Genomic DNA, 14,576 nt, shown 5'->3' with positions numbered 1-14,576 from the left:
GCTACGAGTCGGCACCTATCGTCCGCGTATCGTCAGCCGGCCGGCGGCTGTGGCGAGTTCGGCGAGGTCGGCTGCCGCGGCGAAGTTGAGGCGAAGCCAGGAGGCCGGCTTCTCGGACGCGAAGAAGTGCGTTGCCGGGCTGACCACAACCCCGGCCTGGCGTGCTTCGGCCGCGACGGTCGTGTCATCGATGCCGGATGGGAGACCCACCCACAGGTGCAAACCGCCAGTCGGGATCCGATCCACGGTCCAGTCAGGACGAGCCTCGGCCAACAGACTCACGAGCGCACCACAGCGGTCCCGGAGCGCGACCGAGAGCCCGCGCAGATGGCGATCCCAGGCGGGTGAACTGAGCAGATCGAGCGCCGCCTCTTGCAAGGGGCGAGCGACGAAGAAGTCGTCGACCAAGCGGATCGCGCGCAGCCGCTCCAGCACTGGCCCGCGCGCGATCAGCGCGCCGATCCGCAGGCTGGGCGCGGCCGGCTTGGTCAGCGACGTGAGGTAGACGACCGTCCCGTCCCGGTCGTCGCTCAGCAACGGCTTGGGCACGGAGCCGCCGTGCTGCAGGAACCGGGCGAAGTCGTCCTCGATCACGAAAGCACCGGCTGCCCGGGCAACCGCCAGCACCTGCTGCCGTCGTTCGGCGCTGAGCACGACGCCGGTCGGATTCTGATAGGTCGGCTGGCAGTACAACAACCGAGCCCCCGAGCGGGCAAAAGCCTCGGCCAAGAGGTCGGTCCGGATGCCGTTCTCGTCCATCGGAACAGGAATCGGTCGCAGACCGGCGGCCCGAGCCGCCGCCAACGCACCCGGATAGCTCGGCGACTCGACCAGCACCGGACTTCCCGGCGCGGCGATGGCCCGAAAGGCGATCGACAGCCCGCTCTGACCGCCGGCAGTGATCAGTACGTCGTCCGCACCGACCTCGGCGTCTGCCAGAGCAGCGAAGACAGTTCGCAGCGAATGCAGACCGGCTGCCGGAGCTCGGTCCCACGCGTCCGGGCGCCGAGCCGCGCGGGCGAGCGCCGATGCCAGCGGCCGGGTCGGCTGGAGGCTTCGGTGCAGGTATCCGCCGTCCAGCCGGATGGCATCCGCCTGAACAGGAGAATCAGCCAGCGAGCGCGCATCGACGCTGCGGTCGGCCAGTGCGACCGTCTGCCAGGCCGTGTCGAGAGCAGCGTCCGTACGGCGTTGTCGCGGCGCCACGTACGTGCCGCTGCCGGGCCGGGTGATGACGACTCCCTCAGCCGTCAGCTGCGCGATCGCTCGCGAGACCGTGCCCGGACCGACCCGATGCCGCTCGATCAGCTCCCGGCTGCTGGGCAGTCGCTCCCCCGGCGCCAGCTCATGGACCAGTCCGCGCAGCACCCTCAAGAGGTCTTCAGAAGTGCTACTGTCCTTCATGAGAGACTATGGTAGTGCTACTACGCTGTGGACAGAATCGCTTCCCATCCTGCGGGCCGATACCCCAGGCTGCGAACAGGTCATCCACTTCAACAACGCGGGGTGCGGGCTGCTCGCCACCCCGGTGCTGACGACGATGCTCGAGCACCTGCAGCTGGAAGCCCAGATCGGTGGCTACGAAGCGGCCGCCGTACGCGCGGAACAGGTGCGCGGCTTCTACACCGAACTCGCCGCACTGATCGGCGGCCGGCCGGAGAACTTCGCCTTCTCCGGCAGCGCGACCCACGCGTACTCGACCGCACTCTCGTCGATCCCGTTCCAGCGCGACGACGTCATCCTCACCACCAGGAACGACTTCATCTCCAACCAGATCGCGTTCCTGTCGCTGCGCAAACGCTTCGGGGTCCAGATCGTGCATGCCCCGGACCTGCCCGAGGGCGGCGTCGATGTCGAGGCCATGGCCCTGCTGATGCGGCAACACCAGCCGCGGCTGGTCGCCGCCACCCACATCCCCACGAACTCCGGACTCGTCCAGCCCGTCGCCGAGATCGGCCGGCACTGCCGCGAACTGGATCTGCTCTACCTGGTGGACGCGTGCCAGTCGGTCGGCCAGTACCCGCTCGACGTCGACGAGATCGGCTGCGACTTCCTGACCGGGACCTGCCGCAAGTTCCTGCGCGGACCGCGTGGCTCGGGGTTCCTGTTCGTCTCCGACCGCGTGCTCGCGGCCGGCTACGAGCCGCTGTTCCTGGACATGCACGCCGCCGGCTGGACGGCCGAAGAGGAGTACACCCCGAGCCGAACGGCCTCCCGCTTCGAGGAATGGGAGTTCCCCTACGCGACCGTCCTCGGCTGCGCTGCCGCCGTACGGTATGCCCGCGAGGTCGGCGTCGAAGCCATCTCACAACGCACTCCCCAGCTGGCGGGGCGTCTGCGGGCCGAGCTCGACGCGGTCGCCGGAATCCGCGCTCTCGACCACGGCTCACAGTTGGCCGCCCTTGTCACGATCGCGTTCGAGGGGTGGCAGCCCGCCGAACTCAAGGCGGCAGTAGATGCCCGAGGCATCAACTCCGCCCTGAGCTTCCGGCAATTCGCCCAGTTCGACTTCGGCGACAAAGATGTCGACTGGTGCCTGCGTCTGTCCCCGCACTACTACAACACCGACGACGAGATCGACCAGGTAGTCGCCGCCCTCACCGAACTCCAGGCCCCGGCCTACTCGAAGAGCGCGTAGCTGATGACACTCGGGACCCGGACGTTGAGCTTGCCGGCTCGCGTGGTCAGCACCTCTTCGTTGGCCAGCAGCTTGCCGGTGCTGGGGTCGAAGATCAGGATGTAGCGGGTCGGCAAACCACTGGCGTCCGTTTCGACCGCGAAGGCCGGACCGGTCCGGCCGGCCCGGTCCGTGATCGGGCCGAGAGCAACGACCTTGCGCTGGCCGGACAGGATCGTCAGCAGCGCCGATCGGACCGCGGGGGTCGGCGCCGACTCGCGGTTCAGATCACTGATCGCGGCGATCAGCGCCGAGGGACCGTTCTCCTTGATGTGGTGCCCGACCTCCAGCTCAGCCAGCAACCGCTCCGGGTCGTCAGGCAGCGGATAGCTGAACTGCGGGGTGTAGGTCCCGGCGGTCCACGTCGTGGTGTCGGTCACCTTGCCGGTCTTGGGGTCCTTCTGGACGGACTTCCCGGACCGGTCGGCGCTCGACCAGGTCAGCTCGGTCTGTCCCGGCACCACCTCGGACGTCGCGACGTCCCCGTCCACGCTGGTCCACAGGCTCCAGCCCTGAGTTCGGACCGTGTGAACAGCTCCGGTCTCGCCCGGGACGGTGGTGTCCTGGGCAGCTTTCGCGGCCAGCGCGATCAACTCCGCCTTGGCAGGCCCGCCCTTGGCCAGTTCGCGGTCGAGCAGTGGCGGAGTTGCCGCCATCGTCACCGGGGTCGAGCCGAAGGGATCGGCCACCACAACGCTCGCTCCCATGACGGCAACGGTTGCGGCGGCCCCGGCCAGCACGAGGCGTCGTCGTACCGGCTTTCGGGGAGCAGTGGCGAGCGCGACCTGCTGCTCTGCGGCAGCGCGGGTCCGGATTCGGGTCAGCCCGGCGAGCTCCTGCTCGGTCAGAGGGCCGTCGGGGATGCCTGCGGCGGGGTCGACGCGACGGAGGGCGTCAAGTTCGTTGATCTTCATGCGTGCTCTCCCTGCTGACTGGTGATGACGGGTGCGGAGCCTTGGACCACAGGGTCGTGCAGCGCAGCTCGCAGGCGACGTCGGGCGCGGTGCAACCGCATCGCAGCCGCCGTCGTTGAACACCCCAGCGCCACGGCCAGGTCCTTGCCGTGCAGCTCCTCCCACGCAGCCAGCCGCAACACTTCCTGGTCCGGAGCGGACAGCTCCCGCAGCGCGGTCAAGGTGTCACCCAGCTCGGCCGACCACTCGATCTGCTCCCCCGGCTCAGCCGAGGTCTGCGTCGCCAGGTCGTTGCCGACCCGCATGTACGCCGCGGTCGCCCGCCTCGCCGAACGCCGCCGATTGGCCAACTCGTACGACGCCACTCGGTACAGCCACGGGAGTGCCCGGTTCCACGGCAGCTCCGACCGCCGTCGCCAGGCCACGAGGAAGACCTCAGCGGCGAGGTCGGCAGCAGCGTCCGGACTCTCGGTTCGGCGGCTCAGATACCGCAGGACGGCGCGATAGTGCGTCTGATAGAGCTGCTCGATCTCAGCCAGCCCAGGTTTGGTCATCGGTTCCACACCCCGTTTACCGCCGCAGCGAGCCATTCATCACAGGGCCGCGAGTATCTCAGTAACCGGGGGTCCGGCCGTCCCCGGTCAGCGCGGGGACGGCCGGGTCGATTTCAGGAGGCGTAGACCTCGTATTCGGAGAGTTGGGCGGCGGGCCAGCCGGTGTTGGCGGTGAAGGTGAGGCGGACCCAGCGGGTGTTGACGACGTTCGGGAGGGTGATGGTGGCGGTGTTGCCGGAGCCGGGGTCGAAGGTGCGGCCGGCGGCACCGGCCAGTTGGCTGTACGACGAGTTGTTCGTACTGCCGAGGACCTCGACGGTCTGGTTCCGCGCACCCCAGTTCGTCGGGAGCTTGAGGGCGATCCGTTTCACGTTCTGGTTGCTGCCGAGGTCGACGGTCAGCGACTGCGGCCAGGCGTTGTTCGCGCTCTCCCAGTAGCTGCCCGCGTTCCCGTCGACCGCGTTGCTCGCGACGTAGGTCTGGTTGACGGTCGTCGCGGTGACGGGCTTGCCGGCCGCGAGATTGCCGGTCGGCGTACCGGGATCGCCACCGCTGCCCGGTGCGGTCCAGTTGCAGCCGCTCCAGTTCGAGTCCCAGCCGCTGTTGCCGGAGCCACGGTTGAGACCGAAGGAACCGCTCGGGTAGGGGCAGTTGTAGACGCCGGCCCGACCGATGCCGCTGGCAACGACATTGCTGACCGTCGCGGATCCGGTCGTCTCGGCCTGGAAGACGAACGTCCCCACCCCTTCGACCGAACCGCCGTCCACGGTGACGTTCTGCACCGCACGCCCGGCGCCACCACCATCAACGAACTGGTACGCCGACCACGGGCTCGCGACCAAGCGGTTGTTGAGCAACCGGACCTGGGCGTTGATCGGGTTGTCGTAGGAGTCGACGCGGATCGCGCCGTGCGGGTGGTTCTGGCCCCAGTTCGGATTCATCGCGCCGGTGCGGATCAGCGTGTTGCCGGAGACGGTGATCGTCCCGGCCAGCGGGAAGAACGGCGAGGCGAAGTTCTGGTTCGAGATCGCGATCCCGCCACCGAGTGCGTTGGTGTCGGCGATCAGGTTGTCCCGCACAGTCATGTCGGTGCCGCCGTAGATGGCGATGCCGTTGGCCAGGTTCGGCTGGATGACGGTGTTGTTGGCGAAGGTACTGCTCCGGTTCGCCGAGTGCAGCGACCAGGCGGCGAGCGAGTCGTCGCCCTGGTTGCGCAGGAAGTTGTTCCGCACCTGCGCGTTGTACGCCGTACCGTTGAGGTTCAGGCCGTCGGCCGTCATGTCGTAGAAGCGAGTGTTCTCGACGATCAGGTTGTCGTTGTTCCCGGTCAGCCACAGCCCGCACTTCAGGTGCTGCAACCAGAGTCCGGAGACGATCGAGTTCGGGCCGAGGCTGCCGTTGACGAAGTTGTCCGGCGACTGGTCGTTCCGCTCGGTCACCTCACCGATCACGGCGAAGTCGTACAGCTTGACATTGCCGCCACCGTTCGGGCGGTCGATCAGGTGGTGGCTGAGCAGCGTCGAGTGCCAGCGGCCCGCGCCGCGGAGCGTGACGCCGTCCGGGTTGATCGTGCCGCCGACGCGGAACCGCCCGGCCGGGATCCACACGGTTCCACCAGAACCGCGGGCGCTGTCGATCGCACTCTGGATCGCACCGGTCGAGTCGTTGTTCCCGTTCGGGTCCGCACCACGGTCGACGATCGAGATCGAGCCACCAGGCTGACCGGCGGGACCGGCCACATTTTCGAACTCGACGTCGTCGATCGTGTAGGGCCCGGCGGTGTTCTCACCGTCGACCTGGAGCTTGATCTTCGCGCCTGCGTTGACCGTCTGGCCGAGCTGCAGCCGCGCGTGGTCGTAGAGCTTGTGTGTCCGCGAGCCGGGGATCCACGAGGTGTCGATGTAGCTGTACTTCGCCGTCACCGCCAGAGATTGCGACAGCTTCTGCCCGTTGACGTAGACCGACAGAGTCCCGGTGCGGCCGTCCGGAATCGAGTAGGCGACATTGATCGCGTTCGTCGTGCCGGGCGCTGTGAACTCGACGTACTGGCCGCCGTTCAGCGTCACTGCCTGCCGGTTGGAGGCCTCGGAGGCCAGTGAACCCTGGGCGTAGCTCGGGCCGATCTTGCTACCGTTGGTGGCCGAGTTCTCAGCCTCCAGGATCGTGAACGGCAGCGTGGCGCCGACAGCCTGAATGGCAGCCGGTGCGGCGTGGGCTGCCGGCACCGAGAGCCCGGTGGCGGCAAGAGCGGCAAGGACGAGCCACGGGGCTGTTTTTGGGCGTGCTTGTACGCGTCTTGGCATGGCGTGTGCCTTCCTCGGGGCGGGGGGTGCGCACACATTAAGGAAGGAGCCAAGTCGACGCAATAGTTCGACACGTTCTTGCAAATTAGCTACGGAACAACCTGTGGTCGGTCAGCGATTAGTCAAGAACTCTTGTGCAAAGTTCATTGCAGGCTAGGGCTCAGGTCGTGGGCGATGAGCGCTGCCGCCAGCGTGCCGGCCGCCGTGGGATGGGTCGGGTCGTGACCGGTGATCGTGTGGATCCGGCCCAGGCGATAGTTGAGGGTGTTGCGGTGGATGGTGAGCGCCTCCGCTGCTTCGGCCCGGTTGTAGCCGGTGGCAACGAATGCGCGCAGCGCGTCGACGAGATGCGGATGGCCGGCCAGCGGCGCGATCAAGCCAGCCAGGTAGTCGCGCGCCGGCCCCGGCTGAGAGAGCTGGTACTCGATCGCGAGATCGGGCAGCCAGAACAACCCAGCCGGACGATTGAGCCGCTCGGCGAGCTGGAGCAGATCCACGGCCTCCCGACGGGCGCGCGGGATGTCCGCCGCGATTGCTGCGATCGCGGCCGCGGCGAGCCTCGTCGTACCGGCGCCTGCAGCAGTGTCCACTCGGCCCAGCACGTCGGGGACCTGGCTGGCGTCGGGCACGAGCAGGATGCCGAGGTCGTGGTCGAAGGTCCACATCACCTCGGGTTGCTCGTCGAGCGCAGACTGGATCGCCCGAACGGTGGCCGTGGCACCCCGCTGGAGATCGGGCAGGCGGTAGGCGACGACGGCGTACTGGTCGGCCAGCCTCGTGCCGACGCGGGCGGCGAGGCGGTCAGCGGGCAGACCCTCGAGCAGTCGGGCGACCAGGTTCTGGCGGCCTTCGCGCTTCTCCCAGGCGAGCTCCTGCTGCTCGCGGAGGTAGGCGGCGGCCACCAGCGGCTGAACTGATCCGAGCAACGCCAGGAGATGGTCGACGAATGCCACGATCTCGGGGTCCTGCGGCGGGAGGGCGTGCTCGGCCGCGTAGGCCCAGGCTTCCCGGACACCGATCGGATAGATCCGCAGTACGGCGTCCAGCGGCAGGCCGTCGCGGGCGCGTTCGGCTCCCCAGGCCACCGGCTGCTGCAACTCTTCCTCGGACGGCGTCCGGCCTTCTTTGATCGAGCGCAGGAACAGCCCGATCAGATCCTTGGCGTTGGCCACCAGGTCGCCTTCGAGGACGCTCGTCGGCAGCCGGTGGTAGGCGGGGATCCGCTCTGCGCTGCGGGCGATCACCAGGGCCGCGATCTCGTCGAGGTGTTCGGTCATCTGGTCGATCGCGCCCTGGAGAACGTGCTCGGGTTCCATCAGGCATTGTCATCATGCACAAACCGAACAGGCAACTGATTGCGCTTTCTGCCAGCAGACAGCGGCAGCCCTGCGGACCATGCTGTCTACAAGCACAATGCCGTGATCAGGGAGAACAGATGCCCGCTCCACGTAGGACCGCCGTACTGGTCGCGCTCACGCTGACCACCGGCCTCATGGTCGCCCTTCCGGCCGGCCCAGCGACCGCCTCCCCCATCACGGGCCGCACCGAGACCGTGCTGGAGACCGATGGCCGGATCCAGGTGAGCCATGTCAGTCTCACCTCGCCGCTGCCGAACGCCAACCCGCACCCCGCGGCCTGCGATGCGATCGGTTACCTGCGGTACCGCGACACGGCCGGCCCGGCTGATCCGCAGCAGGCCGACTCGGTGGTCGTCTCGCAGCAGGGCACCTTCGGTAACGCGTACAACTCCGACAGCGTCGCGCGAAACACCGTGCGCTCGGCCATCGCGGCCGGCAAGCACCTCGAGTACTGGTCACTCGCCCGGCGCGGCAACTGCCTCAACGACGACACCGGCATCAACGCGGCTCTGCGCGCCCGCGACTACCGGGTCGCCCTGAACTACTACTACCGCGGTACGACGATCGACGGCCACCGCTTCGCCGGGTACGACGCGGTGAAGAACTCGCCGTTCCTGGCCGACCTCGGGCTCGAGCGCACCCTGCGCGACCAGTACGACCTGATGCTGCACGAGCTTCCCAGCCAGCACGTCCGGCAGACGAAGGCGTTCTGCACCGGGATTTCGATGGGCGGCCTGGTGACCGGCCTGTTCGCGTCCTGGGACTTCGACGGCAACCCCGCGACGACGGCCGATGCCGGGTTCAACCAGTGCGCGGGCTTCGCGGCCCAGGACACGATCCTGCCGAGCGATCCGGTGCAGCTCAAAGCCGATCCCCTGCTGGGATTCGTGTCGAACCTCCTCGTCGGTACGACGCACCAAGCAGCCAGCGCGGCCTTCCGCAACGGCACGCTCCCCCGCACCTTGGCCGGCGTACCGGCTCTTGGTCCTGAGGGGTTCCATCTGCAGCGGATGGCTGGACTGGCGGCGTACTTGGCGCCCGAGGCCGAGACTGACGTGTTGTCGTACCTGCCGAACGACCCGGCCACCAAGCTGGGCGAGCGGATTCTGTACGCGCCGTCGTACACGGAGTTCGTGACCGGGCTCAACGGGCTGCGCAGCTTCCGGTACACGAACGAGGCGTTGCTGGGAACGCTGGTGGACAACAACTCGGTCAACATCGGGCTGTTCCAGGTGAGTGTCGGAGCGCTGAGTGGTGGGCCGGTTCGGCCGAAGACGTTCCCGCTGCCCGGGCAGGTGAGCGAGATCCCGATCGCTGGTGGACTGTTGAGTGCGGTGGCTGGGCCTTCGCCGCGGGTTGCGCCGCTGAGCACACGGGCGCTCTACACCTGGAAGAACTTCAACGAAGTGAGTGGGGTGTCCTTTACGGCGCCTGACCAGGAGGCGACCGACATTCGCGACCTTGCGCGACAGCTCGCTCAGGGCAGCCCGATCGGCTACTGGGAAGAGAACTTCCCGGTCAAACTGCTCGCCGACATCATCTTCGCCTTCGGTGGTGCTCGGGATGGCGAATTGGCCAACGTGCGCTACGAAAACGCTGCCCGCGACACCACCAAGCCGACGGTGACCTTGCTGGCCGGGAACAGCTCGGTGCGGCATGCGACCGCGATCTTCCTGCCCGGCGCGACGACGGTGATCCCCGGGTACACGCACATCGACACGATCAACGCGGCTGCTGTCCAGAACGACGGCCGGCCGGATCCGAGCGGCCAACTGCTCGCCGATTTCGTCCTCGCCAGCAGCTGACCTCCCAGGAGCATTCATGTCCCATCGCAGGATGCCGGCCGCACTGGTGACGGCCCTCATCTCCACAACCCTCGGCGCCGCACCCGCGGCCGCCGAACCCGGTCCGCGCACCGAGCGCGCAATCACGTCGATCAACGCAGATCCCGCCGTACGGAAGTCTTTGGTGGAGATCTATTCGCCGCTGCCGGCGGGGACCGCGGCGCATCCGGCGGCCTGCGACTACGCCCGGTACGTCCGGTATCGCTCCGCTTCCGGGCCGGCGCAGTCGTCGGCCGCGGACTCGATCATGACGGTACTGCCCGGGCTGGCCGGTGGCGCGGACGAGTTCGAGCCGAATGCGCGGAACACGATCAAGAGCTCGGCGAAACTCGGCCGGTACGTCGAGTACTGGGTGCTGAGTTATCGCTCGGAGTGCCTGAACGACCGGACCGGTCTCGACGCAGCTGTTGCCGCCCGCAACTATCGGGTCGCGTACGGGTACTACTACCAGAACCAGGCGGTGAACGGGAAGCGGTTCGCCGGGTGGCCGAGCTGGCGCGACGAATCCTGGCTGGCCACCGTTGGTGTCGCGCAAACCATGAACGACTGGCGCACCGTCATCACTGAAGGTATCCCGGATCCGGCTCAGCGCACGAAGAAGGTCTTCTGCGGCGGACACTCGCTCGGCGGGCTCGGTACCGGCGTACTGAGTGCCTGGGATTTCGATGGCGACACTGCGACTGGGGATGATGCCGGTGCGAATCTGTGTGCCGGATTTTTCGCGCTCGACTCGTACGTGATCCAGGATCCGGCCGGACTGTCCGACGTACCGCTGGTGAGCGAAGCGGTCGGCGGGCTCAACCTGGCGTCGGCGCAGGTGATCGAACTGCTCGGCCGGCTCGGCTTCCACCCGAGTATCGACCTCAAGGTCGTGATGACCGCGCAGACCTGGAACATGGCCGCGATCATCGCGATGGCGGCGTACTTCGAACCCGATGCCGAGTCGACCTTGTTGCGGGACTTCGCCCGCACCATCAGTACGCCGCTCGGCACGCTGAACATCCAGTTGACACTGCGCGCCTTCTTCTCCAGCACGTACACGCAGTTCAGCACCGGTATCCCTGCCGTCCAATCGTTCCGGTACACGAACGAAGCGCTGCTCGGCGCGATGTGGGACGACAACTCCGGCCCGATCGCGATCGGTCACCTCGGGCTCGGCAGCCTGGCCGGCGGACCGTTGGGACCGAAGACCTTCGCGGTTCCTGAGCTGGTGAACGCCTTCCCGCTCATCGGCCCGATCATTCGGGGTGGTGGCTCGGGGCAGGACAAGGTCGCGCCGCTCGACCCGCGCAAGCTCTACCGCTGGCAGAACTACGACGAGCCCGCCCAGCGCCGGATCGACGGGAAGGTGTTCTCGACACCGGCCAATGAGGTCACGGACATCCGCGAGTTCGCGCCGCTGCTCTTCGACGGACCCACCAGCTACCTCGATTCGTTCTACCCAACCCGGGCGATCGTCGACCTGTTCGACCTGGCCGGTGCCCGGACCGGCGAGCTTCGCCACATCAAGTACGACCACGCGGCGGCGACGAAGCCGATGCTGATCGTGCTGGCGGGCGACGGGCCGTCGTTGCCGACGGCCAAGCTCCTCAACCCGATCACCGCCTACCTGAACCCGGCCGACCCGCCGGTGCTGCCGGCCGACGCGGTGATCGCGCCGAACTACCACCACCAGTCGACGATGGCCGGCGCCGCCCGGCAGAACGACGGACGGCCCGAGATCGTCAGCACAGCCCTGACCAACTTCATGGCCGCGAATACGCAGCCTTAAAGAACTTTGATCACGATCTTGCCGCTGGCCTTGTTCGTCTCGCCGCGTCGATGCGCGTCGGCGGCCTCGGCCAGTGGGAAGACCGAGTCGATCTCCAGGCGCAGCTTGCCCTCCTCGACCAGGTCGGTGATCGCAGTCAGGGCCAGGCGGTCGGGTTCCACGAGGGTGAACTCGGCCTGGATGCCACGGCGGTCGGCTTCTGCCACTGCCTCAGGGGCGACCGGGAGGATGGAGACGAAGGAGCCGCCGTCCTTCAGGATCTTCAGCGAGCGGAGGCCGGTCTCGCCCGCGATCGGGTCGAAGACGACGTCGACCGGCTGATCGGCCAGTACGGCGGTGAAGTCCTCGGTGCGGTAGTCGATCACCTCGTCGGCGCCGAGAGCGCGAACAAACTCGTGCTTCGGGGCACTCGCCGTACCGATGACGTAGGCGCCTAGCGCCTTGGCGATCTGTACGGCGAGGTGGCCGACACCGCCGGCGGCGGCGTGGATCAGAACGCGGTGACCTGGTTGCAGGCCGCCCGTTTCGACCAGGCCTTGCCAGGCGGTGAGCGCGGCCAGCGGCAGACCGGCGGCTTGCTCGAAGGTGAGGGTCTTCGGTTTGCGGACGAACTGGCGAGACGGCGCGACGACGTACTCGGCGTAGGCGCCCGGCAGGTGCGGGAACATCGGCATCCCGAGGACCTCGTCGCCGACGCGCAGCCAGGTGACGCCGACACCAACCTCCTCGATCACACCGGCAACGTCGTAGCCGAGGATCGCCGGGTAGCCGTAGTCGCGGCCCTCGGCGCGGCTCTTCCAGTCGGTGGGGTTGACCCCGGCGGCGTGGACCCGGACCAGGATCTCGGTCAGGCCGGGCGTCGGGCGTTCGACCTCTTCGAGCTGCAGAACCTCGGGGCCGCCGGGCGCTTTGGCGACTGCGGCCTGCATCGTCTTCTTGTTCATGGGGCAAGTCTTTCGGCTGCTCCGCTTCGCGACTACTGGCCGGATGGACATCATGTGAAAGAATCCGGCCATGCATCGCATCGCCGTACTGGCCTTACCTGGGGTCGTGCCGTTCGAGCTCGGGATCGCGGCCCGGATCTTCGGGCGCGCGCTGACGAGCGACGACGAGCCGCTGTACGACGTGATCACCTGCTCGGTCGATGGCGCTCCCGTGCAGACCTCGGACGACTACTCGATCACCGTCCAGCACGACGCGTCGGTCCTGGCGACGGTCGACACCGTGGTGATCCCGCCGTCGCACATGCTCCAGGAGATCGTCGACGCCGACGGATTGATCGCGGACGCCGTGCTGCGTGCGCTCAAGGAGGTTCGGCCCGGCACTCGGCTGCTAGCGATCTGCACAGGCGCTTTCGTGCTGGCTGCTGCGGGATTGCTCGACGGACGGCCCGTGGCGACACACTGGGCCGAGGCGGAACTCCTGCAGGAGCTGTTCCCCGCCGTACGGGTTGATCCGGTGGTGCTGTTCATCGACGACGGCGACATCCTCACCTCCGCGGGTGTTGCCGCGGGCATCGACCTTTGCCTGCACGTGATCCGCCGCGACCACGGCAGCGCGGTTGCCAACTCGGTCGCGCGACTGTGCGTCGTACCGCCGCGGCGTGATGGTGGCCAGGCGCAGTACGTGCTCCGCCCGATCCCACCCGCCCAAGACGGCGGTACGGCGGCCACTCGCGCCTGGGCGGCTGAGCAGGTCGGTCGGCCGTTGAGCCTCACCCAGATGGCCGAGCACGCCCGGATGAGCGTGCGCACGTTCACCCGTCGCTTTCGCGCCGAGACCGGCGTGAGCCCGGCCACCTGGCTGACGATGCAGCGCCTCGACTACGCCCGCCAACTGCTCGAGGAGACCGACCTCACCGTCGATCAGGTCGCCGACCGCGCCGGCCTCGGGACTGGTACCACGCTGCGCCTGCAACTCCGCGAAAACCACGGCGTGTCCCCCACGGCGTACCGGCGGGCCTTCCGCAACTGACCGCTGACCCGTGCAGACCAGGGGGTTTCACGGGTGCGACGGGCCCGTGGTCCGACCAGGGTGGGTGGTGACCGCACGAGTTGCCGGATGGGAAGAGGAAGACGGATGCAGTTCACGGATGGCCTGACACAGACAATGCTGCCACGACGGGCAGTGCTGCAGGGCGGGCTTGCCGCGGGGGTCGGCTTGGCTGCCCTCGGCAACCAGGTAGCGAGCGCTGCAACGGTCAGCTCGTCGGGCAGTACGGGGATCCGTCCGTTCCGGGCGTCGATCCCGCAGCAGAAACTGCTGGACCTGCGGCGGCGAGTTTCCGGAGTGAGCTGGCCGACCGCTGAGCTGGTCGGCGACCGCACCCAAGGGGTGCAACTAGCGACCACCAAGGCACTGGCGAAGTACTGGGTGAGTCGCTACGACTGGCGCCGCTTCGAAGCCAAGATCAACAAGCTGCCGCAGTTCACCACGGAGATCGACGGCGTGGACATCCACTTCATCCACGTTCGGTCGCCACACAAGGACGCGCTGCCGCTGGTCATGACACACGGCTGGCCGGGCTCGTTCGTGGAACTGCTCGAAACGATCGGCCCGCTGACGAACCCGACCGCGCACGGCGGTCGCGCCGCGGACGCGTTCCACCTCGTCCTGCCGTCGATTCCCGGCTACGGATTCTCCAGCCAGCCCACCGAGATCGGCTGGGATCCCGGCCGCACCGCCAGGGCCTGGAACGAACTCATGCACCGGCTCGGCTACACCCGGTACGTCGCCCAAGGTGGTGACGTCGGCTCCGCCGTCACCGACAATCTCGGTCGCCAGGCTCCCACCGGCCTGCTCGGCATCCACGTGAACCTGCTCGGCGCAGCCCTGGGCGGAGTCGGCTGGCCCACCACCACCGACGAAGAACGCGCCGCCGCAGCCGCCGTCGCCGAATTCAACGCCACCGGCAACGGTTACCGCATCGAGCAGACCACCCGCCCCCAAACCATCGGCTACGCCCTGCTCGACTCCCCCGTCGCGCTAGCCGCCTGGATGCTCGACCACGACACCGACAGCTACTACAAGATCTCCCAGGCCTTCGTCGGCAACCACCCCGCCGGCAACCTCACCCGCGACCACATCCTCGACAACATCTCCCTCTACTGGCTCACCGGCACCGGCGCCTCCGCAGCCCGCGTCTACTGGGAAAG

Annotated in this window: 11 protein-coding genes; 5 read left to right on the top strand and 6 right to left on the bottom strand. The window is 67.8% G+C overall.

The features are described 5' to 3' along the window. Positions 1 to 15: 15 nt before the first annotated feature. Positions 16 to 1,404, bottom strand: coding sequence for an aminotransferase-like domain-containing protein (locus E1263_RS02690; RefSeq protein WP_132164952.1), 1,389 nt, complete (start codon positions 1,402 to 1,404; stop codon positions 16 to 18). Between E1263_RS02690 and E1263_RS02685 the strand changes: the two genes are divergently transcribed. Then, positions 1,403 to 2,638: an aminotransferase class V-fold PLP-dependent enzyme gene (locus tag E1263_RS02685; RefSeq protein ID WP_132164949.1), complete on the top strand. Its 1,236-nt coding sequence runs from the start codon at positions 1,403 to 1,405 to the stop codon at positions 2,636 to 2,638. The two genes, E1263_RS02690 and E1263_RS02685, sit on opposite strands and share 2 nt — an antisense overlap. Here the strand turns inward: E1263_RS02685 and E1263_RS02680 are convergent. From E1263_RS02680 to E1263_RS02665, 4 genes are all read right to left on the bottom strand, one after another. Further along, positions 2,620 to 3,591, bottom strand: a complete 972-nt coding sequence (locus E1263_RS02680) for a CU044_5270 family protein (protein WP_132164947.1) — start codon at positions 3,589 to 3,591, stop codon at positions 2,620 to 2,622. The two genes, E1263_RS02685 and E1263_RS02680, sit on opposite strands and share 19 nt — an antisense overlap. Further along, the gene (locus E1263_RS02675; protein WP_132164945.1) at positions 3,588 to 4,145 is read right to left on the bottom strand and encodes an RNA polymerase sigma factor; all 558 of its coding nucleotides are present in this window, start codon (positions 4,143 to 4,145) and stop codon (positions 3,588 to 3,590) included. Before E1263_RS02675 ends, E1263_RS02680 begins: the two co-directional genes overlap by 4 nt. A 113-nt stretch (positions 4,146 to 4,258) precedes the next feature. Beyond that, positions 4,259 to 6,448, bottom strand: coding sequence for a discoidin domain-containing protein (locus E1263_RS02670; protein WP_132164943.1), 2,190 nt, complete (start codon positions 6,446 to 6,448; stop codon positions 4,259 to 4,261). A gap of 143 nt (positions 6,449 to 6,591) precedes the next feature. Then, the gene (locus tag E1263_RS02665) at positions 6,592 to 7,764 is read right to left on the bottom strand and encodes a PucR family transcriptional regulator (protein ID WP_132164941.1); all 1,173 of its coding nucleotides are present in this window, start codon (positions 7,762 to 7,764) and stop codon (positions 6,592 to 6,594) included. Positions 7,765 to 7,883: 119 nt separating this feature from the next. Here E1263_RS02665 and E1263_RS02660 point away from each other — a divergent pair, with 119 nt between their 5' ends. After that, positions 7,884 to 9,611: a hypothetical protein gene (locus tag E1263_RS02660; RefSeq protein ID WP_132164939.1), complete on the top strand. Its 1,728-nt coding sequence runs from the start codon at positions 7,884 to 7,886 to the stop codon at positions 9,609 to 9,611. 16 nt (positions 9,612 to 9,627) lie between these two features. After that, complete coding sequence (locus tag E1263_RS02655; RefSeq protein ID WP_132164937.1) at positions 9,628 to 11,421, top strand: hypothetical protein; 1,794 nt, start codon at positions 9,628 to 9,630, stop codon at positions 11,419 to 11,421. Here E1263_RS02655 and E1263_RS02650 read toward each other — a convergent pair. Beyond that, the gene (locus tag E1263_RS02650) at positions 11,418 to 12,365 is read right to left on the bottom strand and encodes an NADP-dependent oxidoreductase (protein WP_132164935.1); all 948 of its coding nucleotides are present in this window, start codon (positions 12,363 to 12,365) and stop codon (positions 11,418 to 11,420) included. The two genes, E1263_RS02655 and E1263_RS02650, sit on opposite strands and share 4 nt — an antisense overlap. 70 nt (positions 12,366 to 12,435) lie before the next feature. On the opposite strand from E1263_RS02650, the gene E1263_RS02645 reads away from it, so the two are divergent. Beyond that, positions 12,436 to 13,395: a GlxA family transcriptional regulator gene (locus E1263_RS02645; protein ID WP_132164933.1), complete on the top strand. Its 960-nt coding sequence runs from the start codon at positions 12,436 to 12,438 to the stop codon at positions 13,393 to 13,395. 105 nt (positions 13,396 to 13,500) lie between these two features. Beyond that, positions 13,501 to 14,576, top strand: a 1,076-nt coding sequence (locus E1263_RS02640) for an epoxide hydrolase family protein (RefSeq protein WP_202868691.1), incomplete at its 3' end; no start/stop codon positions are given.

Origin of the sequence: Kribbella antibiotica, assembly GCF_004349055.1 — a bacterium.
Taxonomy (GTDB): Bacteria; Actinomycetota; Actinomycetes; order Propionibacteriales; family Kribbellaceae; genus Kribbella; species Kribbella antibiotica.
This window is presented reverse-complemented; position numbering and strand designations above follow the sequence as displayed.

Bases quoted from the DNA above. Each gene is read 5' to 3' on its own strand.
- E1263_RS02685 (WP_132164949.1), top strand. From the start codon at position 1,403: ATGAGAGACTATGGTAGTGCTACTACGCTGTGGACAGAATCGCTTCCC.
- E1263_RS02690 (WP_132164952.1), bottom strand. From the start codon at position 1,404: ATGAAGGACAGTAGCACTTCTGAAGACCTCTTGAGGGTGCTGCGCGGA.
- E1263_RS02680 (WP_132164947.1), bottom strand. From the start codon at position 3,591: ATGAAGATCAACGAACTTGACGCCCTCCGTCGCGTCGACCCCGCCGCA.
- E1263_RS02675 (WP_132164945.1), bottom strand. From the start codon at position 4,145: ATGACCAAACCTGGGCTGGCTGAGATCGAGCAGCTCTATCAGACGCAC.
- E1263_RS02670 (WP_132164943.1), bottom strand. From the start codon at position 6,448: ATGCCAAGACGCGTACAAGCACGCCCAAAAACAGCCCCGTGGCTCGTC.
- E1263_RS02665 (WP_132164941.1), bottom strand. From the start codon at position 7,764: ATGGAACCCGAGCACGTTCTCCAGGGCGCGATCGACCAGATGACCGAA.
- E1263_RS02660 (WP_132164939.1), top strand. From the start codon at position 7,884: ATGCCCGCTCCACGTAGGACCGCCGTACTGGTCGCGCTCACGCTGACC.
- E1263_RS02655 (WP_132164937.1), top strand. From the start codon at position 9,628: ATGTCCCATCGCAGGATGCCGGCCGCACTGGTGACGGCCCTCATCTCC.
- E1263_RS02650 (WP_132164935.1), bottom strand. From the start codon at position 12,365: ATGAACAAGAAGACGATGCAGGCCGCAGTCGCCAAAGCGCCCGGCGGC.
- E1263_RS02645 (WP_132164933.1), top strand. From the start codon at position 12,436: ATGCATCGCATCGCCGTACTGGCCTTACCTGGGGTCGTGCCGTTCGAG.